Origin of the sequence: Vibrio chagasii, assembly GCA_041879415.1 — a bacterium.
Taxonomy (GTDB): domain Bacteria; phylum Pseudomonadota; class Gammaproteobacteria; order Enterobacterales; family Vibrionaceae; genus Vibrio.
In genome coordinates this window covers 2,033,413-2,053,437 of record CP090851.1, presented here as the reverse complement: position 1 = coordinate 2,053,437, position 20,025 = coordinate 2,033,413, and the positions used below count along the sequence as shown (strand labels likewise).

Below are 20,025 nucleotides of genomic sequence, written 5' to 3'. Positions count from 1 at the left end.
CCCGTTAATTAGCCAAGCTCAGTATCTTTCGGGCGCAACTGGAACTCATCAATAGAGCCAATCTCGACACCTGCAGATAGTTTCTCTTCTTCGCTATGAGCGTTTCCGTGAGCGTGCATAATCAGTCGGTTAGCAGTTCGCGGCTTAAGCTGGCTGACCACAAAACGCATCATATCTGAGCGAGTGAGCCCTTTGAGCTCTTCTAGTACTCGTTCTCTCTGATTGAATTCCAAGTCCTTATTACCTATCGCGACCCATAAGCGCTGAGCTCGCCCTCGCAATGTCGTATCTGGTGTTGATATTTGATTCCAAAGACCTCGCTTACTGCTGTGCCATTGGTAGTCGTTCAGTTCCAACAATACCATGTAAAAGGCGTTGAGAAACTCATCGATCGAGACAAGCAAGTCAGCAGGGGCTGCATTCGGTGATTGTACATAAAGCACAATCCCAGGATGTCGATTGAGTGGCATGTTACCGGTGCCAACCATGTAGCCCAGTTGCTGCTTAGTGCGTATTTCATGGAAGAACGTCGCAGACATCAAATGGTTAGCTAACGAATACAGTGCAATATTCTTTGGCGAAATATCTGGGCATTGATAATAAACCACGATCGCCGAATCATCTTGATTGCAGACCACTTCACGTTGGAAACTACCGTTTTCACCCAACATGATCAGTGGACGTAGTGACTCTTCATAAGCCTGATCTTGAACTCGCAGTGCATCCTTGAGTGTTTCAGCCATCTTGTGAGCGTCTGCTTGTCGCCAATCACCATACACAAACATCTCAACATGCAGCTCAGCCAAAATGGATTGAACAAATGAGGAAAGTTCATCAACTTCAATCGTCTCGAGCGCTTCAATGAGCACCGCATAAGGTGGGTTGTTGGGCTGTAAAATACCCGTCATTGCGTTAAACAGTTGCGAAATGGGGCGGTCTTGCGACGCATTATTCCAGTTTCTAAGCAGTTGATGCTTAATGGTGTCGAAGCGTGTTGGACTAAAGTCGCGTGCCTGAAAGCGCTCTAGGATCATATTGAGCAGTTGTGGCTGCTTTTCGCTGAATCCTGAGAGTGTCAGTGTGACGCCACCTTGATGGGTATACATGTTATAACCCATGCCCGCTATTTCTGCTTGATAGGTCTCTTTTTCCAGAGAATCTAAGAACATCTCGACACATAAGCGTGTTTTAACGATATTTCTTGGGCTAGCGACCGAGTGTGGACTATCGATGGCGATATACACCACGCCCTTTGGTACTCTGAACTGGTGATCCTGTAGGTGCCACAGCTTAAAACCATCGAGCTCTTGTAATAGCTGCGGATGCTCAGCGTCGCCTTCAAGTTCTGCTGGGTCTAAGTCGTAGCAAATAAACGGGTTTTTACCGGGTAGCTCAAACTGCCAACCGGGATTAATGCAGGTGAAGCATTGTATTTGCTCACCCGTAAAAGGAGTCACCGAGTAAGGCGTAAAGTACCATTTTGCTTCTCTGTCATATTCAAAACCTTTGGCAATAATGGTCGCACGCATATTGTCGACGGTTAAGTAAGGAAGCAGTGAACGTTGTAGATCTTCGTCGAAATGCGACATTTTATAGTCGCCATACACCACATCTTGTTCTTGATAGTGCTGCATGTTGATAACCAAATGGCTGACGACATCGAGCGGTCTTGCTGGCTCTTGAAAACGGAAAGCGGATTCTAAAACGGCACGTTTTTCAAGGTAACGCCACTCTTCAATGCCTTGTTGTTCAATCAACTTGATATATTGGAACACCGCTTGGATGATGTGGTCTGCTTTGGTTAAGCCTTCGATAGTTAGTGAGCAACTCACCGTGAAATCACGATAGTTACTGCCGCTAGCGCCACCGCCAGCAGAGAGTGATGTTATCCAGCCTTTCTCTTTGAGCTGCATCATCAAACTGCCTTCACCTTCGTAACCTAATAGGTGTGCAAAGAATGACAGTGGTTTGACACCGTAGTGTTCATCCATGCTCGGCATAGGGAAGGTTAAAGTAAGTTTGCGGACATCCTTAATCGGTTCTACGTGTACCTGAACTCCAGTACTCAATTCGCCAACAATTGGCACCTCAACCTTTTTGCCTTGAAGGTTGTGATTGGGGATGGAGCTAAAGCGCTCCTCAACCCAGTTTTGCATCTCATCTAATGATTGATTGCCAGATAGCGTCAGGGTCATTAGGTCTGCAGAGTACTGTTGCTGGTGGAATGTGAGAATTTCTTCGCGAATGGTGACGCCATTTCTGTCACCTAACGTATCGATATTACCGACAGAAAACTTCGAGAATGGGTGGTTGTGATTAACCAGCTCTTTGGTAACTTGATAAAGGCGTCGCGCATCGTCGTTGAGTTTCATCTTGTATTCTGAATCAACGGCTTGGCGCTCTTTATCTAGCGCCTCTTCGTTAAATAGAGGGGCGGTAAAGAATTGGCTAAAGCGATCGAGAGCGGACTCAAAAGCATTCAATTCAACGTCAAAAAAGAAGCAGGTGTGCTCTGTTCCAGTCCAGGCATTATTGCTGCCACCATGTTGGCTGATAAAGCTTTGGAACTCTCCGACCTTTGGATACTTTTCAGTTCCTAGAAATAGCATATGCTCTAGGTAATGCGCTAAACCTTCTCGGTCGGCAGGATCATCAAAATGCCCGACATTAACGGCGAGTGCAGCTGCAGCTTTTTGAGCGCTATGGTCTTGAACCAAAAGTACTCGCAATCCGTTATGTAAGGTGAGGTAACGGTATTGATGTTCATCATTGGGGCTTAAATGCACTGGAGCATCTCCGAAGAAGGTGGTTTTTAAATTATGTACCCGATGGTTCGGCGTGCAAACCTTGTGATCATATTTTGGGATATGAAGTGCTTTTTTGGCGACTTCTGAATCACTTTGTCGATTTTTATCAGTGATTTATTTTCTTTTAACAAGATTGTTAAGAAAGTCGAACTCTTTAGCAAGTGACTTGATATAATTATTTATATAGACTGCGGCTCCCTCTGGATTGAGGGCCAAACGCTAAGTAGCGTATCGCTGATATGGGATATATCGACTTTCGAAATGTTACGTAGACAGGACTGAACATGAAAATATTCATAATGCGCCACGGTGAAGCAGAACATTTTGCTAACTCGGACGCAGAACGAGCGTTAACTAAGCGCGGTAAAATGGCGTCTCTTGCGGTGGCTCAAGCTGCAAACGAGCAGGGCATCAGCCAGTTCGATAAAGTACTAGTGAGCCCATACTTAAGGGCACAAGAAACGTGGTTAGAGATCTCTCAGGCGTTTTCTGGAAAGAAAGTGGAAACCTGCGATGACATCACGCCTTATGGAATGTCTGACGATGTGTTTGATTTGACCGTGGCAATGGCTGAAGTAGAAAAACTAGAGACCATTTTATTTGTTTCTCATTTACCTCTAGTGGGCTACTTAACTGCTGAGTTCGCAACCGGTATGGCGCCACCGATGTTCCCAACATCAGGTTTAGCGTGTATTGAATTCGACCTTGAGACACAAAAAGGCGAGCTGCTGTGGAACATCAACCCATAACTTAGGGTTTGATAGAACATAGAGCGACAGCCAGAATAGAAAAGGGCACCTCAGTAATTGAGGTGCCCTTTGTTATTTGGTGTGATGTGATCACGACTCGTTCTATTTCTCTGGAATAGAGAGCAAAACTAACAGTGCACCATTGCCGCCAAACTCAAGAGGCGCTTGGTGAAAAGCCATTACATCTGGATGTTGAGCCAACCACAAAGGCACTTTCTCTTTTAAGATGTGCTTACCGATGCCGTGCTGAACACAGGCACACGCGACACCTTCTTTGACACAATGTGCGATCATTGCGCCAAGCTCGCGTTTGGCTTCTTGTTGAGTCATGCCATGCATGTCTAGATAGACGTCTGGAACATAGACACCACGACGAAGTCGTTTCACTTCATACTTAGAGACATCGTCACGCGCATAGCGTGTTGGGCCCTCTTCGCTAAGGTGCGGAATGAACTCATCTGAGAAATAAAACTCGCTGTCACTGGCTTGTCTTGCCGTTCGAGTAATTTCTTTTTGTTTGGCATTTCTTTTTGGCTGCTGGATTATGGTATCCTGTTGCAACTTTTTAACGCCCTTTACTGCATCGCTGAACAGGGCGAAATCGTCATCGAAATCGGTGTCTTTTTTGCTCATCAGGTTATGAATTCTAATTTGAAACGTAATTAGCAGTATTGTAGCGCTTTTCGGAGACAATTTTGGATAAGATTTTTGTAGAAGAAGCGGTATCAGAACTACACACGCTTCAAGATGTGATTCGTTGGACTGTTAGCCGCTTCAATGCAGCGGGCCTATTTTATGGTCACGGCACTGATAATGCGTGGGATGAGGCGGTACAACTTATTTTACCAACTCTTTATCTGCCGATTGATGTTCCTTCACATGTATTGAACTCTCGCCTAACGAGCAGCGAGCGTCTACGCATTGTTGAGCGTGTAATCAAGCGTATCAATGATCGCACACCAACGGCTTACCTAACGAACAAAGCTTGGTTCTGTGGCCTTGAGTTCTTTGTTGATGAGCGTGTCCTTGTACCTCGTTCTCCAATTGGTGAGCTTATCGAAGCTCAATTCCAACCTTGGTTAACTGAAGAGCCGACTCGCATCATGGATCTATGTACGGGCAGTGGCTGTATTGCTATCGCTTGTGCACACGCATTCCCGGAAGCAGAAGTTGACGCAATTGACATCTCTACTGATGCATTGCAAGTTGCAGAGCAGAACGTTCAAGATCACGGCATGGAGCAGCAAGTGTTCCCGATCCGTTCAGATCTTTTCCGTGATCTGCCAAAAGAGAAATACAACCTGATCGTGTCTAACCCGCCATACGTGGACGAAGAAGACATGAACAGCCTGCCTGATGAGTTTACTCATGAGCCAGAACTTGGCCTAGCTGCTGGTTCTGACGGGCTTAAACTGGTTCGCCGTATCTTAGCTAACGCGCCAGACTACCTGACTGATGACGGTATTCTTATCTGTGAAGTAGGTAACTCAATGGTTCACATGATGGATCAGTACCCAGAGATTCCATTCACTTGGATTGAGTTCTCTAATGGTGGTCACGGTGTATTCATGATGACTCGCGAGCAGTTAGTTGCTTGTGCTGATGAGTTCTCGATCTACAAAGACTAATTAGCACAATGATTGAATTAAAGCCGCACTGAGTAGTGCGGCTTTTTTGTTTTTGGCGAGTCATGCTTGGTTTGTCTCTATCTTTGAACAAAGGCTTTACTATTTTTTATGGGGTTAGAATATTACGCTACTGGTTTGACGATTTTATAATGTGAAGTGCCGTTCATTACGAACGAAAGCAGTAGGGTGAAGTTGATCAAGTTGCACATCTAATTCATATTGGAGCTTAAAACTATATATTCTAGTGAGTTAAGGAGAATTCACGATGAGCTTTGATACATGGATTTACTATCTGCTAGCCGTGCTGATCTTGACGGCATCCCCAGGCCCAAGTTCTTTATTGTGCATGACCAAAGGTGTGCAATCGGGCTTCAAATTGTCGATATTTACAGCCTTGGGTAGCCTAACGGCGATTACCGGAATCCTCACGCTATCGTTTACGGGACTCGGTGTAATTATTGCCTCTTCGGAAGTGGTATTTAACGTCATTAAATGGACGGGTGCTGCTTATCTTATTTTCCTTGGATGGAAGTCGTTACGCTCGAGCCAGCAAGATTATGACCAACTACCGGGTCAGGAATCAGATTCTAAAGCTGTTACAGAGAGTATCCTTTCTCACTACGTAAGTGGTTTTATTGTTGGCGCCAGTAATCCTAAAGCCATTCTGTTTTTTACCGCACTTTTCCCACAGTTTATTGACCCATCACTCGCGTTGTTACCACAGTTTGCCGTCTTTGCCTCAACCTTTGCTGTGATGGAGCTGTCTTGGTTATTGGTGTACGCGTATTTAGGTGCTAAGTCGTCGAACTGGTTGTTTGCTAAAGGTCGTGCCAAGGTTTTCAATCGTGTGACAGGGGGCGTGTTTATTGGAGCTGGAGCGCTGCTTTCAACGACAAGTCGAGCTTAACTCTATGATTTATCAAAGAGGTGAATAGTTACATAAACTTCTTGGTGCTGTCATAAAAGGTTAACATTAATATGCTTGCTGCTTTTGACAAAAAGCCGATATATTGTAGTTACACCATCACGTTCTCAAGGAGAGGCATATGCAGCATCAAGAAATGATTCAACACAGCAACTTTGGCGTTATCAGCCGCACTTGGATTTTCTCTACTCTTTCTCTAGTGGGTATTCTTGCTCTAATGTAGTCAGCTTAATGGCTCTATATTTCCAGTTTTTATTATGAACATACTTGTAAAAAAGTTTTCAAAGTTAGAACTCTGTCTTCGATAAATGTGGCTTTTCTCAACAGCTTAGCCACTTAACTTCTTCTAAATTGCTTCTTTCCTTTAGCAAAGCCTTTCTCTTAATCGATCAAGCAAGCAACCTTCTCAGAAATTATCTATCCCTATAACCTGATCTGAAGTTGTTACTAAACTGTGATAATCTTAATTTATCTTTTATCTACAGTGTATCTCTCATGTCTGTCTGGGATTCTATTTCATTTAACAATCGATTTACTGCACTGCCTCGGCTGTTCTATACCCCAATCCAACCAACACCGTTAAGCAATGTCCAATGGCTCGCATGGAATAATAACCTTGCAACTGAACTCGGCTTTCCGTCATTTGAGAGCGCTTCAGAAGAATTGCTGGACACCTTATCTGGCAATGTTGAACCAGAGCAATTTTCTCCGTTAGCTATGAAATACGCAGGCCATCAGTTTGGCGCTTATAACCCTGATTTGGGCGATGGAAGAGGATTGTTGTTAGCTCAAGTTGTCGCTAAAAGTGGTGAAACGTTCGATTTACACCTTAAAGGTGCGGGTAAAACACCATACTCGAGAATGGGGGACGGGCGTGCGGTTATCCGATCGACTGTGCGTGAGTATCTATGCAGTGAAGCGATGGCGGGGCTGAATATTCCAACCACTCGTGCGTTGGCAATGATGACCAGTGACACGCCGGTTTATCGAGAGAAACAAGAGTGGGGCGCATTGTTGGTGCGTGCTTCTGAATCACACATCCGTTTCGGTCACTTTGAGCACCTGTTTTACACAAATCAGGTGGTTGAACATAAATTGTTGGCCGACAAAGTCATCGAGTGGCACTTCCCAGAGTGCTTAGATGAAGAAAAACCATACGCAGCTATGTTTAATCAAATTGTTGACCGCACCGCAGAGATGATTGCGTTGTGGCAAGCAAATGGTTTTGCTCACGGTGTGATGAACACGGATAACATGTCGATCATTGGACAAACCTTCGATTACGGTCCATTTGCCTTCCTAGATGAATATGATCCACGCTTGATCTGCAATCACTCCGATTACCAAGGGCGCTATGCCTTTAATCAACAGCCAAGAATCGGGATGTGGAATTTATCGGCGTTGGCACATGCGTTATCACCGTTAGTGGAGAGAGCTGATTTAGAAGCGGCATTGGAACAGTACGAGCCACAAATGAATGGTTACTTTAGTCAGTTGATGCGAAGAAAGCTCGGTTTGCTTTCCAAGCAAGAAGGTGACAGCCGCTTGTTTGAATCTATGTTCGAGTTAATGTCGCAAAACAAAGTGGATTACCCTAGGTTCTTTAGAACTCTGTCGAATCTAGACACTGTGCCCGCTCAGGAAGTCATTGATTTAGTCATCGACCGTGATGCTGCGAAGTTATGGGTAGATAACTATTTGCAACGTTGTGAGCTTGAAGATAGTTCATCTACAGAGCGCTGCGAAAAGATGAGGCAGGTAAACCCTAAATACATTCTCAGGAACTATTTGGCTCAACTTGCGATTGAAAAGGCCGAACGTGGTGATAGCAGCGATGTTGATGCTCTGATGGTGGTACTCGCGGACCCATATGCAGAACACCCCGACTACGAATACTTAGCAGCCTTGCCACCGGAATGGGGCAAAGGCATGGAGATCAGCTGTTCGTCTTAAATCGGCTTATCAGTACAAAACCAACAGATAGCGGTCGCTTAGTTGTGATCTCTATCTGTTTGTTCTTCTAATTTTACAAACATATCAATAATCAAATACTCGACCTGCCTATACACTATGTGAATAAGTTGTAAATTTTATAGGTTTGGGCGATGCCAACAAATACTCGAATTCTCGTGGTGGATGATGATCAAGAAATCCGCGAGTTACTGGAAGAGTACCTTTCAAAATCGGGCTTCGATGTCTCTTCGGTTGGAGATGGGGCTGAACTAGAAACTCATCTACAAAGCCAAGGTTATCCTGACCTTATACTTCTAGACGTGATGCTTCCTGGTGACGATGGGTTTACCTTGTGTCAGCGCGTTCGTAAAAACTCTAATGTGCCCATCATTATGCTGACTGCGGTATCGGATGAAACTGATCAGATCATTGGTTTGGAAATTGGTGCCGATGACTACATCGCCAAACCGTTCAGTCCCCGCCAGTTAATGGCTCGTATTAAGGCCTTGCTACGACGTGTTCAAGTGGTCGATGACAAGCCGAGTAACACATTACCTAAACAGATCATCTTTGGTGATTGGACGCTCGATACTCTTGCGCACCGAATCTCACACAATGAAAGCGCTGAAGAGATGGATTTATCGGGCAGTGATTTTTCACTGTTAATGCTGTTTCTAACTCGCCCAAATGAGGTGTTAGACCGAGACACCATCTCTTTTGCGACCAGAGGACGTGAAGCACTGCCTTTCGAGCGCGGCATTGATGTGCAGCTTAGTCGATTGAGAAGCCGACTAGGTGATAGCGCTAAATACCCACACTACATCAAAACCATGCGTGGCAATGGCTATATATTGGCTGTACCTGTGCATTATGAGCACTGAGTAGAAGAACTGCGTATGAAGTGGTTGAGAAGCTTAAAGCCAAATTCTTTGGTTGCTCGAACCTTACTTTTGACCTTGCTAGCCGTCGTCATTGCACAAGGCATTGCAACGTCGATTTGGTATAGTGAATCCAAACAGAAAGAGTTAGAAGGTATTCGTTCGGCTTCATCGAGCATGGCGAACATGTTTGCTTCAACAGTGACCTTCTTTCAGTCTTTGCCCGTCAAGTATCGCCACATCGTGTTAGACCAAATCCGCAATATGGGTGGGACGCGATTCTTCGTCTCTTTCAATAAAGAGGCATTGATTGTTGAACCAATCCCCGATACCCGTTTAAAAACCGCATCGATAGAAGCGATAGAGAGTGTCTTGAGTAGCAAGCTCAATAAGGTGGAATCGGTGCGCGTCGATTTCTCTCGCCCAGAGCATCTTCGCTTACTTAAAAATGATATCTACTTGAGCGATCTCCCGCGATCGTGGGCCCATCATACCTTAACCTTAGAGCCTCTTAATCCGCCGATTCTGGTTGTTCAGATTGAGTTAGCCAGTCATGAATGGGTTTACATCGCGGCGCTGTTACCTGCACCTTACGTAAAACTCGATGACACTATTCTCGGTCGTGAGCAGGTGATCTTCTTACTCTCATCAACGCTGATTCTACTGGTGTTGACTTACCTAATGATTCGCCGCCAAGTGCGCCCGCTTAAAAAGCTCGCAAGGGCCGCCAACGAGATGAGTATGGATATTCAGCAGCCGCCACTTAACGAAGAGGGGGCGACTGAATTGGTCACTGCGACTCGGGCGTTTAATCGCATGCAGCAGCGTATTCGTCGTTATGTAGCAGACAGGGAGCATCTCTTCTCAGCTATTTCTCATGATTTAAAGACACCCATAACTCGACTGAGGCTCAGAGCTGAGCTGTTGGAAAGCGAAGTTAAGAAAGAGAAGTTCAACAAGGATCTGGATGAGCTAGAGATGATGGTCAAAGGTGCTCTGCAAGCAGTAAGAGATACGGACCTTCATGAAAACAACGCCGTTATCGACCTTAATGACATGGTTGCCTCTGTTATTGAATCGCATAACCAGCACCAAACCTTAGTGGAGTTTGAACCCATTGTAGTTGAGCCGTTAGTCGCAAAGCCGTTAGCGATTAAACGTGTGCTGACCAATCTTATCGACAATGCAGTGAAATACGGTACAGCCGCTAAGGTCGATATCAATAGCGACTCTGTGTGGGTCATCGTGACGATTCAGGACCGCGGCAAAGGAATCCCAGTAGACAAACTTGAGTTGGTATTTGAACCCTACTTTAGGCTCGCGACCGACGATCAAGGACACGGTTTAGGGCTTGGAATCTGTCGAAATATCCTGCACGGACACGGCGGAGATCTCATTATTCGCAACTCCCCTCAAGGTGGCTTAGAAGCCAAAGTCTATATCCCGCGTGGCCTAGAAGTGTAATGTAACAATTGCGTTACATTGGGCTTACCTTTTGTTTCAATCTTATAAATCAGAATAAGTAGACTCTTTATTGAACCGGGCGTCGAGTCCGCTAAACATGGAAGATTATAATGAAAATCAATAAAACCCTACTTACTCTATCTCTTCTTGCTGCCTCAACATTTTCTCAAGCTGGTGAAGTGGAAGTGCTTCACTGGTGGACTGCTGGTGGTGAAGCTAAATCCGCTGCAGTACTTAAAGAGATGATTGAAGAGCAAGGTCATACTTGGAAAGATTTCGCTGTTGCTGGTGGCGGCGGTGAAAGTGCGATGACCGTTTTAAAAACACGAGCAGTATCTGGTAACCCGCCATCTGCCGCGCAGATCAAAGGTCATGATATTCAGGAGTGGGGTGGTTTAGGTTTTCTAACGTCTCTCGATGCAACCGCGAAACAAGAAAAGTGGGATGACTTACTGCCCGCTGTCGTCACCAAAGTAATGAAATGGGACGGCGAGTACGTAGCGGTTCCTGTGAACGTTCACCGTGTTAACTGGCTTTGGGCAAACCCAGAAGTACTCGAAAAATCGGGTGTGACGGTTCCAACGACATTAGATGAGTTCTTTGTTGCTGCGGACAAAATCAAAGCTGCAGGTTTTATTCCTCTAGCGCACGGCGGTCAACCTTGGCAAGACGCGACAGTCTTCGAAGCGGTGGCACTTGATGTACTTGGCAGTGAAGACTACAACAAGGCGTTCGTTGATTTGGATATGGACGTTTTATCTGGCGAAAAAATGGTGGAAGTGTTCACCAAGTTCAAAAAGATGCGTGACTACATCGACAGCAATTCTCCAGGTCGTGACTGGAACGTAGCAACTTCAATGGTTATCAATGGTGAAGCGGCAATGCAAATCATGGGTGACTGGGCGAAGGGCGAGTTTACCGCTGCGGGCAAAGTGCCAGGTAAAGACTATATCTGTGCACCAGCTCCGGGTACTGACGGCCAATTTACCTTCAATATCGATAGCTTTGCTTTCTTCGAGCTAGGCGATAAAGAGAATCAAAAAGCGCAACAAGATCTTGCGAAAACCATTCTTACTAAAGACTTCCAAGAGGTCTTCAACCTAAACAAAGGCTCGATTCCAGTTCGTCTCGATATGGATATGTCTAAGTTTGACCAATGTGCGTTGGACTCAATGGCAACCTTCAAAGCGAGTGCGGAATCTGGTGACCTTGTACCGAGTATGGCTCACGGCCTATCTACAACAAGCTACGCTCAAGGTGCCATCTATGACGTTGTGACTAACTTCTTCAACGAAAAAAATGCTGATCCTAAAGAGGCAGCAACTAAGTTAGCGAAAGCAGTAAAAGCGGCTATCTAAGATAGCTTGGTAAGCAACATGAACAGAACGCGAGTTGCTGATTATGTCGCTTATCCCTAACCCCCAGGGTGGGTAGGTTCGTAGGGAACCTATCCGCTCTTCACCTCAATTCTGATATGCGTGATGCTGATGTGGTGCCGAGAGGTAAGCCATTGGCTCAATTGTGCAACAAGGAAAAGTTATGGAGCATGTTTTGACTGAGTCGACTCCAAAACCGACAAGGAGCCAGCCTGCACCAAAGCCCAGTTTTGCTGACAGGTTACAACATTGGTTACCTAAGATTGTGCTGGCACCGACCGCGTTGGTGACCGTGGTATGTATCTACGGCTATATATTCTGGACGGCAGCGCTGTCGTTTACTAATTCTCGATTTCTACCTAGCTTCAATTTTGTTGGCTTTGCTCAATATGAAAAGCTGATGGAGAACGATCGCTGGATAACCTCAATCACCAACCTCGGTGTATTTGGGATCCTATTCATGGTGATTGCTATTGTGTTGGGTGTCGGTTTAGCGATTTTGCTTGACCAGAATATCCGTCAAGAAGGTGCGATTCGTACCATTTACCTTTACCCAATGGCACTGTCATTCATTGTGACGGGTACGGCATGGAAGTGGATTCTGAATCCAGGTCTAGGTATTGAAAAGCTGATGCAAGATTGGGGCTTTACCGATTTTAAATTTGACTGGTTGGTCGATTCTGAAATGGCGGTTTATACCTTAGTGATTGCCGCACTTTGGCAGTCGTCAGGCTTTGTGATGGCGATGTTCTTAGCTGGTCTGCGAGGTATCGACTCTTCGATCATTAAAGCGGCGCAAATTGACGGTGCAAGCTTACCCACTATTTATCTCAAAATCATTTTACCTTGCTTGCGACCTGTGGTTTTCAGCGCGGTGATCATAACTTCTCACATTGCGATTAAGAGCTTCGACCTTGTGACAGCGATGACGGCAGGTGGCCCAGGTTATTCATCGGATCTTCCAGCGCTATTTATGTATGCACACTCATTTACACGCGGACAAATCGGCCTCGGTGCGGCCAGTGCCATAATGATGCTAGCCGGAATTCTAGCGATTTTGGTGCCTTATCTTTACTCAGAGCTTAGGGAGAAAAAGTCATGATGAGCAACATCAACTTTGCTCGAATGTTTATCTATTCGGTGCTGTTTTTCTTCTGCTTGGTTTATCTAATGCCGCTGTTCGTAATGGTACTAACCTCATTCAAAACCTTGCCAGATATTAAGGCAGGTAACTTGATGAGTTTACCCAAAGAGTGGGTGTTCGATGCTTGGTATAAAGCGTGGGACAGCGCTTGTACTGGCGTGAAGTGTGAAGGGGTGAAAGGCTATTTCTGGAACTCGTTCCAAATGGTGATTCCTGCGGTCGCTATCTCAACACTACTAGGCGCATTCAATGGCTATGTTGTCACTAAGTGGCAGTTCCGTGGCTCAAACCTGTTTTTTAGTTTGCTGCTGTTCGGTTGTTTCATTCCATTCCAAGTGGTGCTGTTACCTATGGCTACAGTGCTGGGCAAGATGGGTTTAGCAAACACAACAATTGGACTGGTACTTGTGCACGTTATCTATGGCATGGCGTTTACGACGCTGTTCTTCCGTAACTTCTATATCTCGATTCCAGATGAATTGATCAAAGCAGCAAAACTGGATGGTGCAGGCTTCTTTACCATCTTCTTCAAGATCTTATTACCGATCTCAACACCTATCATCATGGTGACGGTGATCTGGCAGTTTACCGCTATCTGGAACGATTTCTTATTCGGGGTGGTGTATTCCGGCTCAGAGACTCAGCCTATCACCGTAGCATTAAATAACTTAGTCAACACCAGCACGGGCGTTAAAGAGTACAACGTCGATATGGCTGCTGCGATCATCGCCGCACTGCCAACATTGTTGGTGTATGTCTTCGCAGGAAAATACTTTGTTCGTGGCCTAACGGCAGGATCAGTAAAAGGATAATTACCCATGGCAACATTAGATTTAAAACAGATCCGTAAAACCTATCGCAACGCGGACAACGAAACGTTAAAGGGCATCGACATTAGTATCGATTCGGGGGAGTTCTTGATACTTGTCGGCCCTTCGGGGTGTGGAAAATCCACCCTAATGAACACCATTGCTGGGCTTGAAAGCATTAGCTCGGGTGAAATCGTGATTGATGGTGTCGACGTGGCTCAGGTCGAACCTAAAGACCGCGACATCGCGATGGTTTTTCAATCTTATGCGCTATATCCAAACATGACGGTTCGCGACAATATCGCCTTCGGCTTGAAGATCCGCAAGATGCCGCAGGACGAGATCGATGCCGAAGTGAATCGAGTTGCTGAAATGCTGCAAATCGAACAACTGCTGGACCGCAAACCATCACAGCTATCGGGTGGTCAGCGTCAGCGTGTGGCGATGGGGCGTGCGCTGGCGCGTCGTCCTAAGTTGTACTTGTTTGATGAGCCGCTTTCTAACCTAGATGCCAAGCTGCGTGTGGAAATGCGCCATCAGATTAAGCGCCTACATCAAAAGCTCAACACTACGATTGTTTATGTAACCCATGACCAAATCGAGGCGATGACGCTGGCTGACCGTATTGCAGTAATGAAAGATGGTGAACTGCAGCAACTCGGTACGCCGCAAGAGATCTATACTAAGCCAAGCAACATGTTTGTGGCGGGCTTTATGGGTTCGCCATCGATGAACTTCATCAAGACTATGGTGGATCTCGATGAAGAGCAGAACCCGATCATCAAGGTTATTGGTACAGCGGATCAAGAGCATCATATTCGACTGCCGAAAAGCATGCGAGAACAAGATGGTAAAGAAGTGGTGATCGGCCTACGCCCTGAACACATTACTGAGCAGCAAGGAGATGACCTGTCGGCAACCACTAAACTAGACTTGCAGTTGGAAGTGTTAGAACCGACAGGGCCAGATACGATTGCGATGGTGAAGGTAAATGACCAAGAAGTGGCGTGTCGCTTATCACCGGAATTTGAAGTGTCGGTAGGGCAGATGGCACCGCTGCATTTCGACCTGTCGAAAGCGGTATTCTTTGATGCGCAGACTGAAGCGAGAATTGATTTCTAGTTTTTGAGTCGGTCGCTCAATTAAAGGCTAAGCTTAAAATAAGGCAGTATCACCAATTCGTAATTGATAATGTGATGCTGCCTTTTTGTTGTTTTAGCTCGTTTTATTTCCTCATGAAAACAGAGGGATAAACGAGATAATCAGATTAACTGAAATAATATCGCCAATTAGTCACGGTTAGCTCTATAAAGCGGACTGAGAACAGCGTAGGATCGCGCTACTTTAGACCCAATACTAGGTGCACTTTTGTGCATAGACAGAATAAAACATGAAACTAACAGCAAAACCCTCCGCTAGTAACGCTCTACTTATCTCTATTACGACACCCGATTTTAAAGGTGACGAAGCAAAAGAGTCTCTTGCTGAACTTGCTCGATTAGTGACAACCCTAGGGTTTAAAGTGGTCGGTACTCAGTCACAACACCACAGTTCAACCCAACGACAAAACGTGCTGGGTGCCGGTAAGCTTGCAGAAATTGCCCACCTAACCGGTTACCAAGGTTCGATTCAAGAAGTGGAAGACGAAGATTTCATCGATGAGTCTTTTGATTTTCATGCTGGGATTGATGAGCTCGATTTTGACGACCTGCCATCTGAAGAGATGGAGTTTGGTACCGCTGATGTTGTGGTATTTGACTGTGATTTGAGCCCTTCTCAATTGCGTAACGTGGAAGCTCACTTGGGTGTCGAGGTGTTTGACCGAACCGGTATCATCATCGAAATTTTCAGTCGCCACGCTCGTACTCGTACTGCACGTCTGCAAGTTGAAATCGCTCGCCTAAATTACTTAGTACCTCGACTTCGTGAAACCGCCGACGGTGACAAAGAACGTCAAATGGGTCAGGGTGCTGGTGAAACCTCACTAGAGCTTGACCGTCGTAAAGTACGTGACCAAATTGCTGCGCTTAAGCGTGAGCTGGTAAGCGTACAAGATGAAATGAAGAACCGACGCACAAAGCGTTCGGAGCTTTTCACCGTTGCTCTAGTCGGTTACACCAATGCGGGTAAATCTTCGATGATGCGTGCAATGACCGCAACCGAAGTGAGTGGTGAAGACAAGCTGTTCGCAACCCTAGATACTACAGTTCGTGCGCTTCAGCCGATCACTCAGCCGCGTATTCTTGTGTCAGATACGGTTGGTTTCATCAAGAAGCTGCCACATGATCTGGTTGCTTCATTCCACTCAACGCTCGCAGAAGCGCATGATGCGTCCTTGCTGCTTTATGTGGTTGATGCATCTGATGCTTCATTCCGCGCTCAGCTCGATGTAGTACACGAAGTATTGGCGCAAGTTGGCGTTGAAGACAGTGAAAAACTCTTGGTACTGAACAAGTGCGATAGATTGAGTGAGGAGCAGCAGCTTGCGTTGATGGACGAATTCCCAGATGCGATGCTGACGTCAACTCGCGACCCACTGGATATCACCAAGCTTCATAAGTACATCGTGGGCGTGGCAGAGCAAGGGATGATTGAAGAAGAGATCACGATTCCTTATTCTGGACAAGGCATCATCGGCGAGATCCGCTCAAACATGAGCGTGGTGAAAGAAGAGTACGACTACGAGTGCATTAAGCTGACGGTACGTTCAAGTGCCATTGATTTAGCACGACTTAAAAAGCGTATGCAGAACTCGTAATCATCTGATTCAGACAATATTTCAATATCCTATTGAGATAGCCAGTTCTAGAGAATCTCTATTAAGGCTGCCACTTTGTTGACCGAAGTGGTGGCCTTTATTTTTCCTCCTTACCTCAATTTGTCCTCTAAACCTCTATTTCATCATTGATAGTTTGGTCAACTCTCACCCATTTATAAATATTTTATGGGTCATTTTCCACCCATTAATATTATTAGCTGAGCTGCTTGGTGAGCGACTCGATATTGCTAAGCCTTATGGTTAAAGGATTGTTAATGGTTTGTGTCAATGTGGCGCACTAATTGCCTTAGTGAAAGCACGCAGTTCCCATTGAAGGGCTGCTTTGTTTACTAAGGAGAATAATAATGTTTAAGCCTCTTACCCTGCTGTCTGTATCTGCTCTGGCACTCACCAGTTTTAATGCTGCTGCAAACTGTGACCCAGGTGAAATCGTGATTAAATTCAGTCACGTAACCAACACGGATAAGCACCCGAAAGGCATCGCTGCTTCTTTACTTGAAGAGCGAGTAAACACGGAAATGAATGGTAAAGCTTGTATGCAAGTTTTCCCTAACTCGACGCTTTACGATGATAACAAGGTACTGGAAGCCCTGTTAAATGGTGATGTTCAAATGGCGGCACCTTCGCTGTCTAAATTTGAGAAGTTCACTAAGAAATACCGCATTTTTGACCTTCCGTTCCTGTTTGAAGATGTAGAAGCCGTTGACCGTTTCCAAAACTCAGAATCTGGTGAAAAGCTGAAGAACGCAATGAAGCGTCGTGGCCTTCAAGGCTTGGCATTCTGGCACAATGGCATGAAGCAGATGTCTGCTAACAAACCGCTTATCAGCCCTGAAGATGCGGAAGGCTTGAAGTTCCGTGTTCAAGCATCAGACGTATTGGTGGCTCAGTTTGAGCAGTTAGGTGCTAACCCACAGAAGATGTCTTTCAAAGAAGTGTACGGTGGCCTGCAAACTAAGGTTATCGATGGCCAAGAAAACACATGGTCAAACATCTACGGTAAGAAGTTCTTCGAAGTACAAGACGGCGTGACTGAAACCAATCACGGCATTCTGGATTACCTAGTCGTAACGTCAAACGACTTCTGGAAAGACCTACCTGAAGATGTACGCAAACAGCTTGGCACCATCGTTCAAGAAGTCTCTGAGACGCGTAATGCGGAATCTTCAAAAGTTAACCTAGCCAACAAAAACAACATCATCGAAGCTGGTGGTGAGGTTCGTACGTTGACGCCTGAACAGCGTCAAGCATGGGTAACGGCACTTCAACCAGTATGGAAGAAGTTTGAAAAAGACATCGGTTCAGATCTTATCGATGCAGCATTAGCTTCAAACCAATAACACCGCTATAGGGTGGCGGCTCCCTACCGCTGCCCTTTATTAAAACAATTATAAGCGGAGAATTTTATGGAACAGTCTCAAATGGAACAGTCTTTATTTTCCAAAGTCGGAAGAGTCACCGATTTAATTGAAGAGTCTTTAATAGCCTTCTTTCTGGGTGCAATGACCCTACTTACTTTTGCGAACGTGGTCTTTCGATACGCGTTCAACGACAACATTTTATGGGCATTAGAACTGACGGTATTCATGTTCGCATGGATGGTATTAGTAGGCGCTTCTTACGGCGTTAAAAAGCACTTTCACATTGGTGTTGATGTCATCATTAACCTTGCCCCTGAAAAGTTACGTAAAGTGTACGCGTTAATTGCCGTCACTAGTTGCCTTGCCTTTTCAATCTTACTTCTCATTGGTTCATGGAACTATTGGTACCCATTCGCGACCGATCGCGCATGGTATGAAACCGATGATATCCCAATGCCAGAGATGCTGCAGTTTCTTGCTGACTGGCTGAATGAAGGCGAGCGCTACGAAAAGTTGCCACGCTTTATTCCTTACATGGCACTGCCAATTGGTATGGCATTACTAACGTTCCGATTCATCCAAATTGCTTACCAAGTTGTGACGGGCAAACTCGATCGCATGATTGCAGGTCATGAAGCCGAAGAAGAGCTGGATGCGTTGAAAGCGGATGTGCTTGCGGGTTCTGACGAAGACGCGACTGCAGTATTGGATTCGACTACGAACAACAAGACTAACGTGTCGGGTACAAAGCCTAACGGTAAGGAAGACTAATCATGGCAATGTTATTTCTATTTTTGATGGTAATTGCTTTTATGTTGGTCGGTGTGCCAATTGCGATTTCCTTAGGTTTATCAAGCATCCTGTTTTTGTTGATGCATTCAGATGCTTCATTGGCATCGGTCGCACAAACACTGTTTAATGCCTTTGCAGGTCACTACACACTATTAGCGATTCCTTTCTTTATCTTGGCATCTAGCTTTATGTCTACTGGTGGCGTGGCGAAACGTATTATTCGTTTCGCTATCGCTATGGTTGGCTGGTTCCGTGGTGGCTTGGCGATGGCGTCGGTTGTGGCATGTATGATGTTCGCTGCGCTGTCTGGCTCTTCACCTGCTACGGTAGTGGCAATCGGTAGTATCGTTATCGCAGGTATGATTAAAAATGGTTACTCAAAAGAGTTTGCTGCAGGCGTTATCTGTAATGCCGGTACTTTGGGTATCTTGATTCCGCCATCGATCGTAATGGTGGTTTACGCAGCAGCAACCGATGTATCGGTAGGTCGTATGTTCCTTGGTGGCGTGATTCCGGGCTTACTGGCTGGCGTGATGCTGATGATTGCTATCTACATTGCAGCTCGCATTAAGAAGATCCCAGCTCAGCCGTTTGTGGGTTGGGGCGAGATGTTCGCAGCTGCTAAAGATGCAAGCTGGGGGCTGCTACTGATTGTCATCATTCTTGGTGGTATCTACGGCGGTATCTTTACTCCGACCGAGGCAGCGGCAGTGGCAGCGGTGTACGCCTTCTTTATTGCCAACTTTATCTATAAAGATATGGGGCCGTTCGCTGATAAGAACAACACCAAGCCAGCGATAGTTAAAGTGTTCCAAACCTTCTTCCATAAAGACACTAAAGATACGCTTTATGACGCAGGTAAGCTGACGATCATGCTGCTGTTCATCATTGCGAACGCTCTGATTTTAAAGCACGTTCTGACAGAAGAACGTATTCCACAAATGATTACCGAGTCGATGCTATCGGCGGGTCTTGGCCCAATCACCTTCTTGATTGTGGTGAACGTACTGCTGTTGATTGGTGGTCAGTTTATGGAGCCATCTGGTCTATTGATCATTGTTGCACCACTGGTTTTCCCAATCGCGATTGCACTCGGTATTGACCCAATCCACTTAGGTATCATGATGGTGGTGAACATGGAGATAGGCATGATAACGCCGCCTGTTGGGCTTAACCTATTTGTGACCGCTGGTGTCGCTAAGATGTCGATGATGAATGTGGTGAAGGCGGCGCTGCCGTGGGTTGGTGTGATGTTCTTGTTCTTGATAATCGTAACTTACGTGCCTTGGGTATCAACATGGCTACCTACAACATTGATGGGACCGGAGATAATAACTAAGTAGTTGTTTGAACGTTTCAT

General features: G+C 45.7%; 16 protein-coding genes. 14 read left to right on the top strand and 2 right to left on the bottom strand.

Going from position 1 to position 20,025, the window contains the following annotated elements:
- Positions 1-8: 8 nt before the first annotated feature.
- On the bottom strand, positions 9-2,786 hold the full coding sequence (locus L0991_09180; protein XGB61611.1) for an insulinase family protein: 2,778 nt from the start codon (positions 2,784-2,786) through the stop codon (positions 9-11).
- A gap of 305 nt (positions 2,787-3,091) precedes the next feature.
- Here L0991_09180 and sixA point away from each other — a divergent pair, with 305 nt between their 5' ends.
- Positions 3,092-3,556 (top strand): phosphohistidine phosphatase SixA, encoded by a 465-nt coding sequence (sixA, locus tag L0991_09175; GenBank protein XGB61610.1) that lies wholly within the window; start codon positions 3,092-3,094, stop codon positions 3,554-3,556.
- 102 nt (positions 3,557-3,658) lie between these two features.
- Here sixA and smrB read toward each other — a convergent pair whose 3' ends face one another.
- On the bottom strand, positions 3,659-4,189 hold the full coding sequence (smrB, locus tag L0991_09170; protein ID XGB61609.1) for an endonuclease SmrB: 531 nt from the start codon (positions 4,187-4,189) through the stop codon (positions 3,659-3,661).
- A 62-nt stretch (positions 4,190-4,251) separates the two neighbouring features.
- On the opposite strand from smrB, the gene prmB reads away from it, so the two are divergent.
- The 13 genes from prmB (at position 4,252) to L0991_09105 (ending at position 20,008) form a co-directional block, all read left to right on the top strand.
- The gene (gene prmB / locus L0991_09165; protein XGB61608.1) at positions 4,252-5,184 is read left to right on the top strand and encodes a 50S ribosomal protein L3 N(5)-glutamine methyltransferase; all 933 of its coding nucleotides are present in this window, start codon (positions 4,252-4,254) and stop codon (positions 5,182-5,184) included.
- Between the two features lie 265 nt (positions 5,185-5,449).
- The gene (locus tag L0991_09160) at positions 5,450-6,091 is read left to right on the top strand and encodes a LysE family translocator (protein ID XGB61607.1); all 642 of its coding nucleotides are present in this window, start codon (positions 5,450-5,452) and stop codon (positions 6,089-6,091) included.
- Positions 6,092-6,604: 513 nt separating this feature from the next.
- Positions 6,605-8,062, top strand: coding sequence for a YdiU family protein (locus tag L0991_09155; GenBank protein ID XGB61606.1), 1,458 nt, complete (start codon positions 6,605-6,607; stop codon positions 8,060-8,062).
- A gap of 152 nt (positions 8,063-8,214) precedes the next feature.
- Positions 8,215-8,943: a response regulator gene (locus L0991_09150; protein XGB61605.1), complete on the top strand. Its 729-nt coding sequence runs from the start codon at positions 8,215-8,217 to the stop codon at positions 8,941-8,943.
- A gap of 15 nt (positions 8,944-8,958) precedes the next feature.
- The gene (locus L0991_09145; protein XGB61604.1) at positions 8,959-10,404 is read left to right on the top strand and encodes an ATP-binding protein; all 1,446 of its coding nucleotides are present in this window, start codon (positions 8,959-8,961) and stop codon (positions 10,402-10,404) included.
- A gap of 110 nt (positions 10,405-10,514) precedes the next feature.
- Entirely contained in the window at positions 10,515-11,762 is a 1,248-nt protein-coding gene (locus L0991_09140) for an ABC transporter substrate-binding protein (GenBank protein ID XGB61603.1), read from the top strand.
- Between the two features lie 181 nt (positions 11,763-11,943).
- On the top strand, positions 11,944-12,882 hold the full coding sequence (locus L0991_09135; GenBank protein ID XGB61602.1) for a sugar ABC transporter permease: 939 nt from the start codon (positions 11,944-11,946) through the stop codon (positions 12,880-12,882).
- Complete coding sequence (locus L0991_09130) at positions 12,879-13,736, top strand: carbohydrate ABC transporter permease (GenBank protein ID XGB61601.1); 858 nt, start codon at positions 12,879-12,881, stop codon at positions 13,734-13,736. The genes L0991_09135 and L0991_09130 overlap by 4 nt, the downstream gene beginning before the upstream one ends.
- Before the next feature lie 6 nt (positions 13,737-13,742).
- Positions 13,743-14,855, top strand: coding sequence for a sn-glycerol-3-phosphate ABC transporter ATP-binding protein UgpC (gene ugpC / locus L0991_09125; GenBank protein XGB61600.1), 1,113 nt, complete (start codon positions 13,743-13,745; stop codon positions 14,853-14,855).
- Positions 14,856-15,123: 268 nt separating this feature from the next.
- Positions 15,124-16,491 (top strand): GTPase HflX, encoded by a 1,368-nt coding sequence (gene hflX, locus L0991_09120; GenBank protein ID XGB61599.1) that lies wholly within the window; start codon positions 15,124-15,126, stop codon positions 16,489-16,491.
- Between the two features lie 365 nt (positions 16,492-16,856).
- Positions 16,857-17,852 (top strand): TRAP transporter substrate-binding protein, encoded by a 996-nt coding sequence (locus L0991_09115; GenBank protein XGB61598.1) that lies wholly within the window; start codon positions 16,857-16,859, stop codon positions 17,850-17,852.
- Between the two features lie 66 nt (positions 17,853-17,918).
- On the top strand, positions 17,919-18,644 hold the full coding sequence (locus L0991_09110; GenBank protein ID XGB61597.1) for a TRAP transporter small permease: 726 nt from the start codon (positions 17,919-17,921) through the stop codon (positions 18,642-18,644).
- A 2-nt stretch (positions 18,645-18,646) separates the two neighbouring features.
- The gene (locus L0991_09105) at positions 18,647-20,008 is read left to right on the top strand and encodes a TRAP transporter large permease (GenBank protein XGB61596.1); all 1,362 of its coding nucleotides are present in this window, start codon (positions 18,647-18,649) and stop codon (positions 20,006-20,008) included.
- Positions 20,009-20,025 lie beyond the last annotated feature (17 nt).

Coding starts and splice junctions, on each gene's coding strand:
- sixA (XGB61610.1), top strand. CDS start 3,092: ATGAAAATATTCATAATGCGCCACGGTGAAGCAGAACATTTTGCTAAC.
- smrB (XGB61609.1), bottom strand. CDS start 4,189: ATGAGCAAAAAAGACACCGATTTCGATGACGATTTCGCCCTGTTCAGC.
- L0991_09160 (XGB61607.1), top strand. CDS start 5,450: ATGAGCTTTGATACATGGATTTACTATCTGCTAGCCGTGCTGATCTTG.
- L0991_09155 (XGB61606.1), top strand. CDS start 6,605: ATGTCTGTCTGGGATTCTATTTCATTTAACAATCGATTTACTGCACTG.
- L0991_09150 (XGB61605.1), top strand. CDS start 8,215: ATGCCAACAAATACTCGAATTCTCGTGGTGGATGATGATCAAGAAATC.
- L0991_09145 (XGB61604.1), top strand. CDS start 8,959: ATGAAGTGGTTGAGAAGCTTAAAGCCAAATTCTTTGGTTGCTCGAACC.
- L0991_09140 (XGB61603.1), top strand. CDS start 10,515: ATGAAAATCAATAAAACCCTACTTACTCTATCTCTTCTTGCTGCCTCA.
- L0991_09135 (XGB61602.1), top strand. CDS start 11,944: ATGGAGCATGTTTTGACTGAGTCGACTCCAAAACCGACAAGGAGCCAG.
- L0991_09130 (XGB61601.1), top strand. CDS start 12,879: ATGATGAGCAACATCAACTTTGCTCGAATGTTTATCTATTCGGTGCTG.
- ugpC (XGB61600.1), top strand. CDS start 13,743: ATGGCAACATTAGATTTAAAACAGATCCGTAAAACCTATCGCAACGCG.
- hflX (XGB61599.1), top strand. CDS start 15,124: ATGAAACTAACAGCAAAACCCTCCGCTAGTAACGCTCTACTTATCTCT.
- L0991_09115 (XGB61598.1), top strand. CDS start 16,857: ATGTTTAAGCCTCTTACCCTGCTGTCTGTATCTGCTCTGGCACTCACC.
- L0991_09110 (XGB61597.1), top strand. CDS start 17,919: ATGGAACAGTCTCAAATGGAACAGTCTTTATTTTCCAAAGTCGGAAGA.
- L0991_09105 (XGB61596.1), top strand. CDS start 18,647: ATGGCAATGTTATTTCTATTTTTGATGGTAATTGCTTTTATGTTGGTC.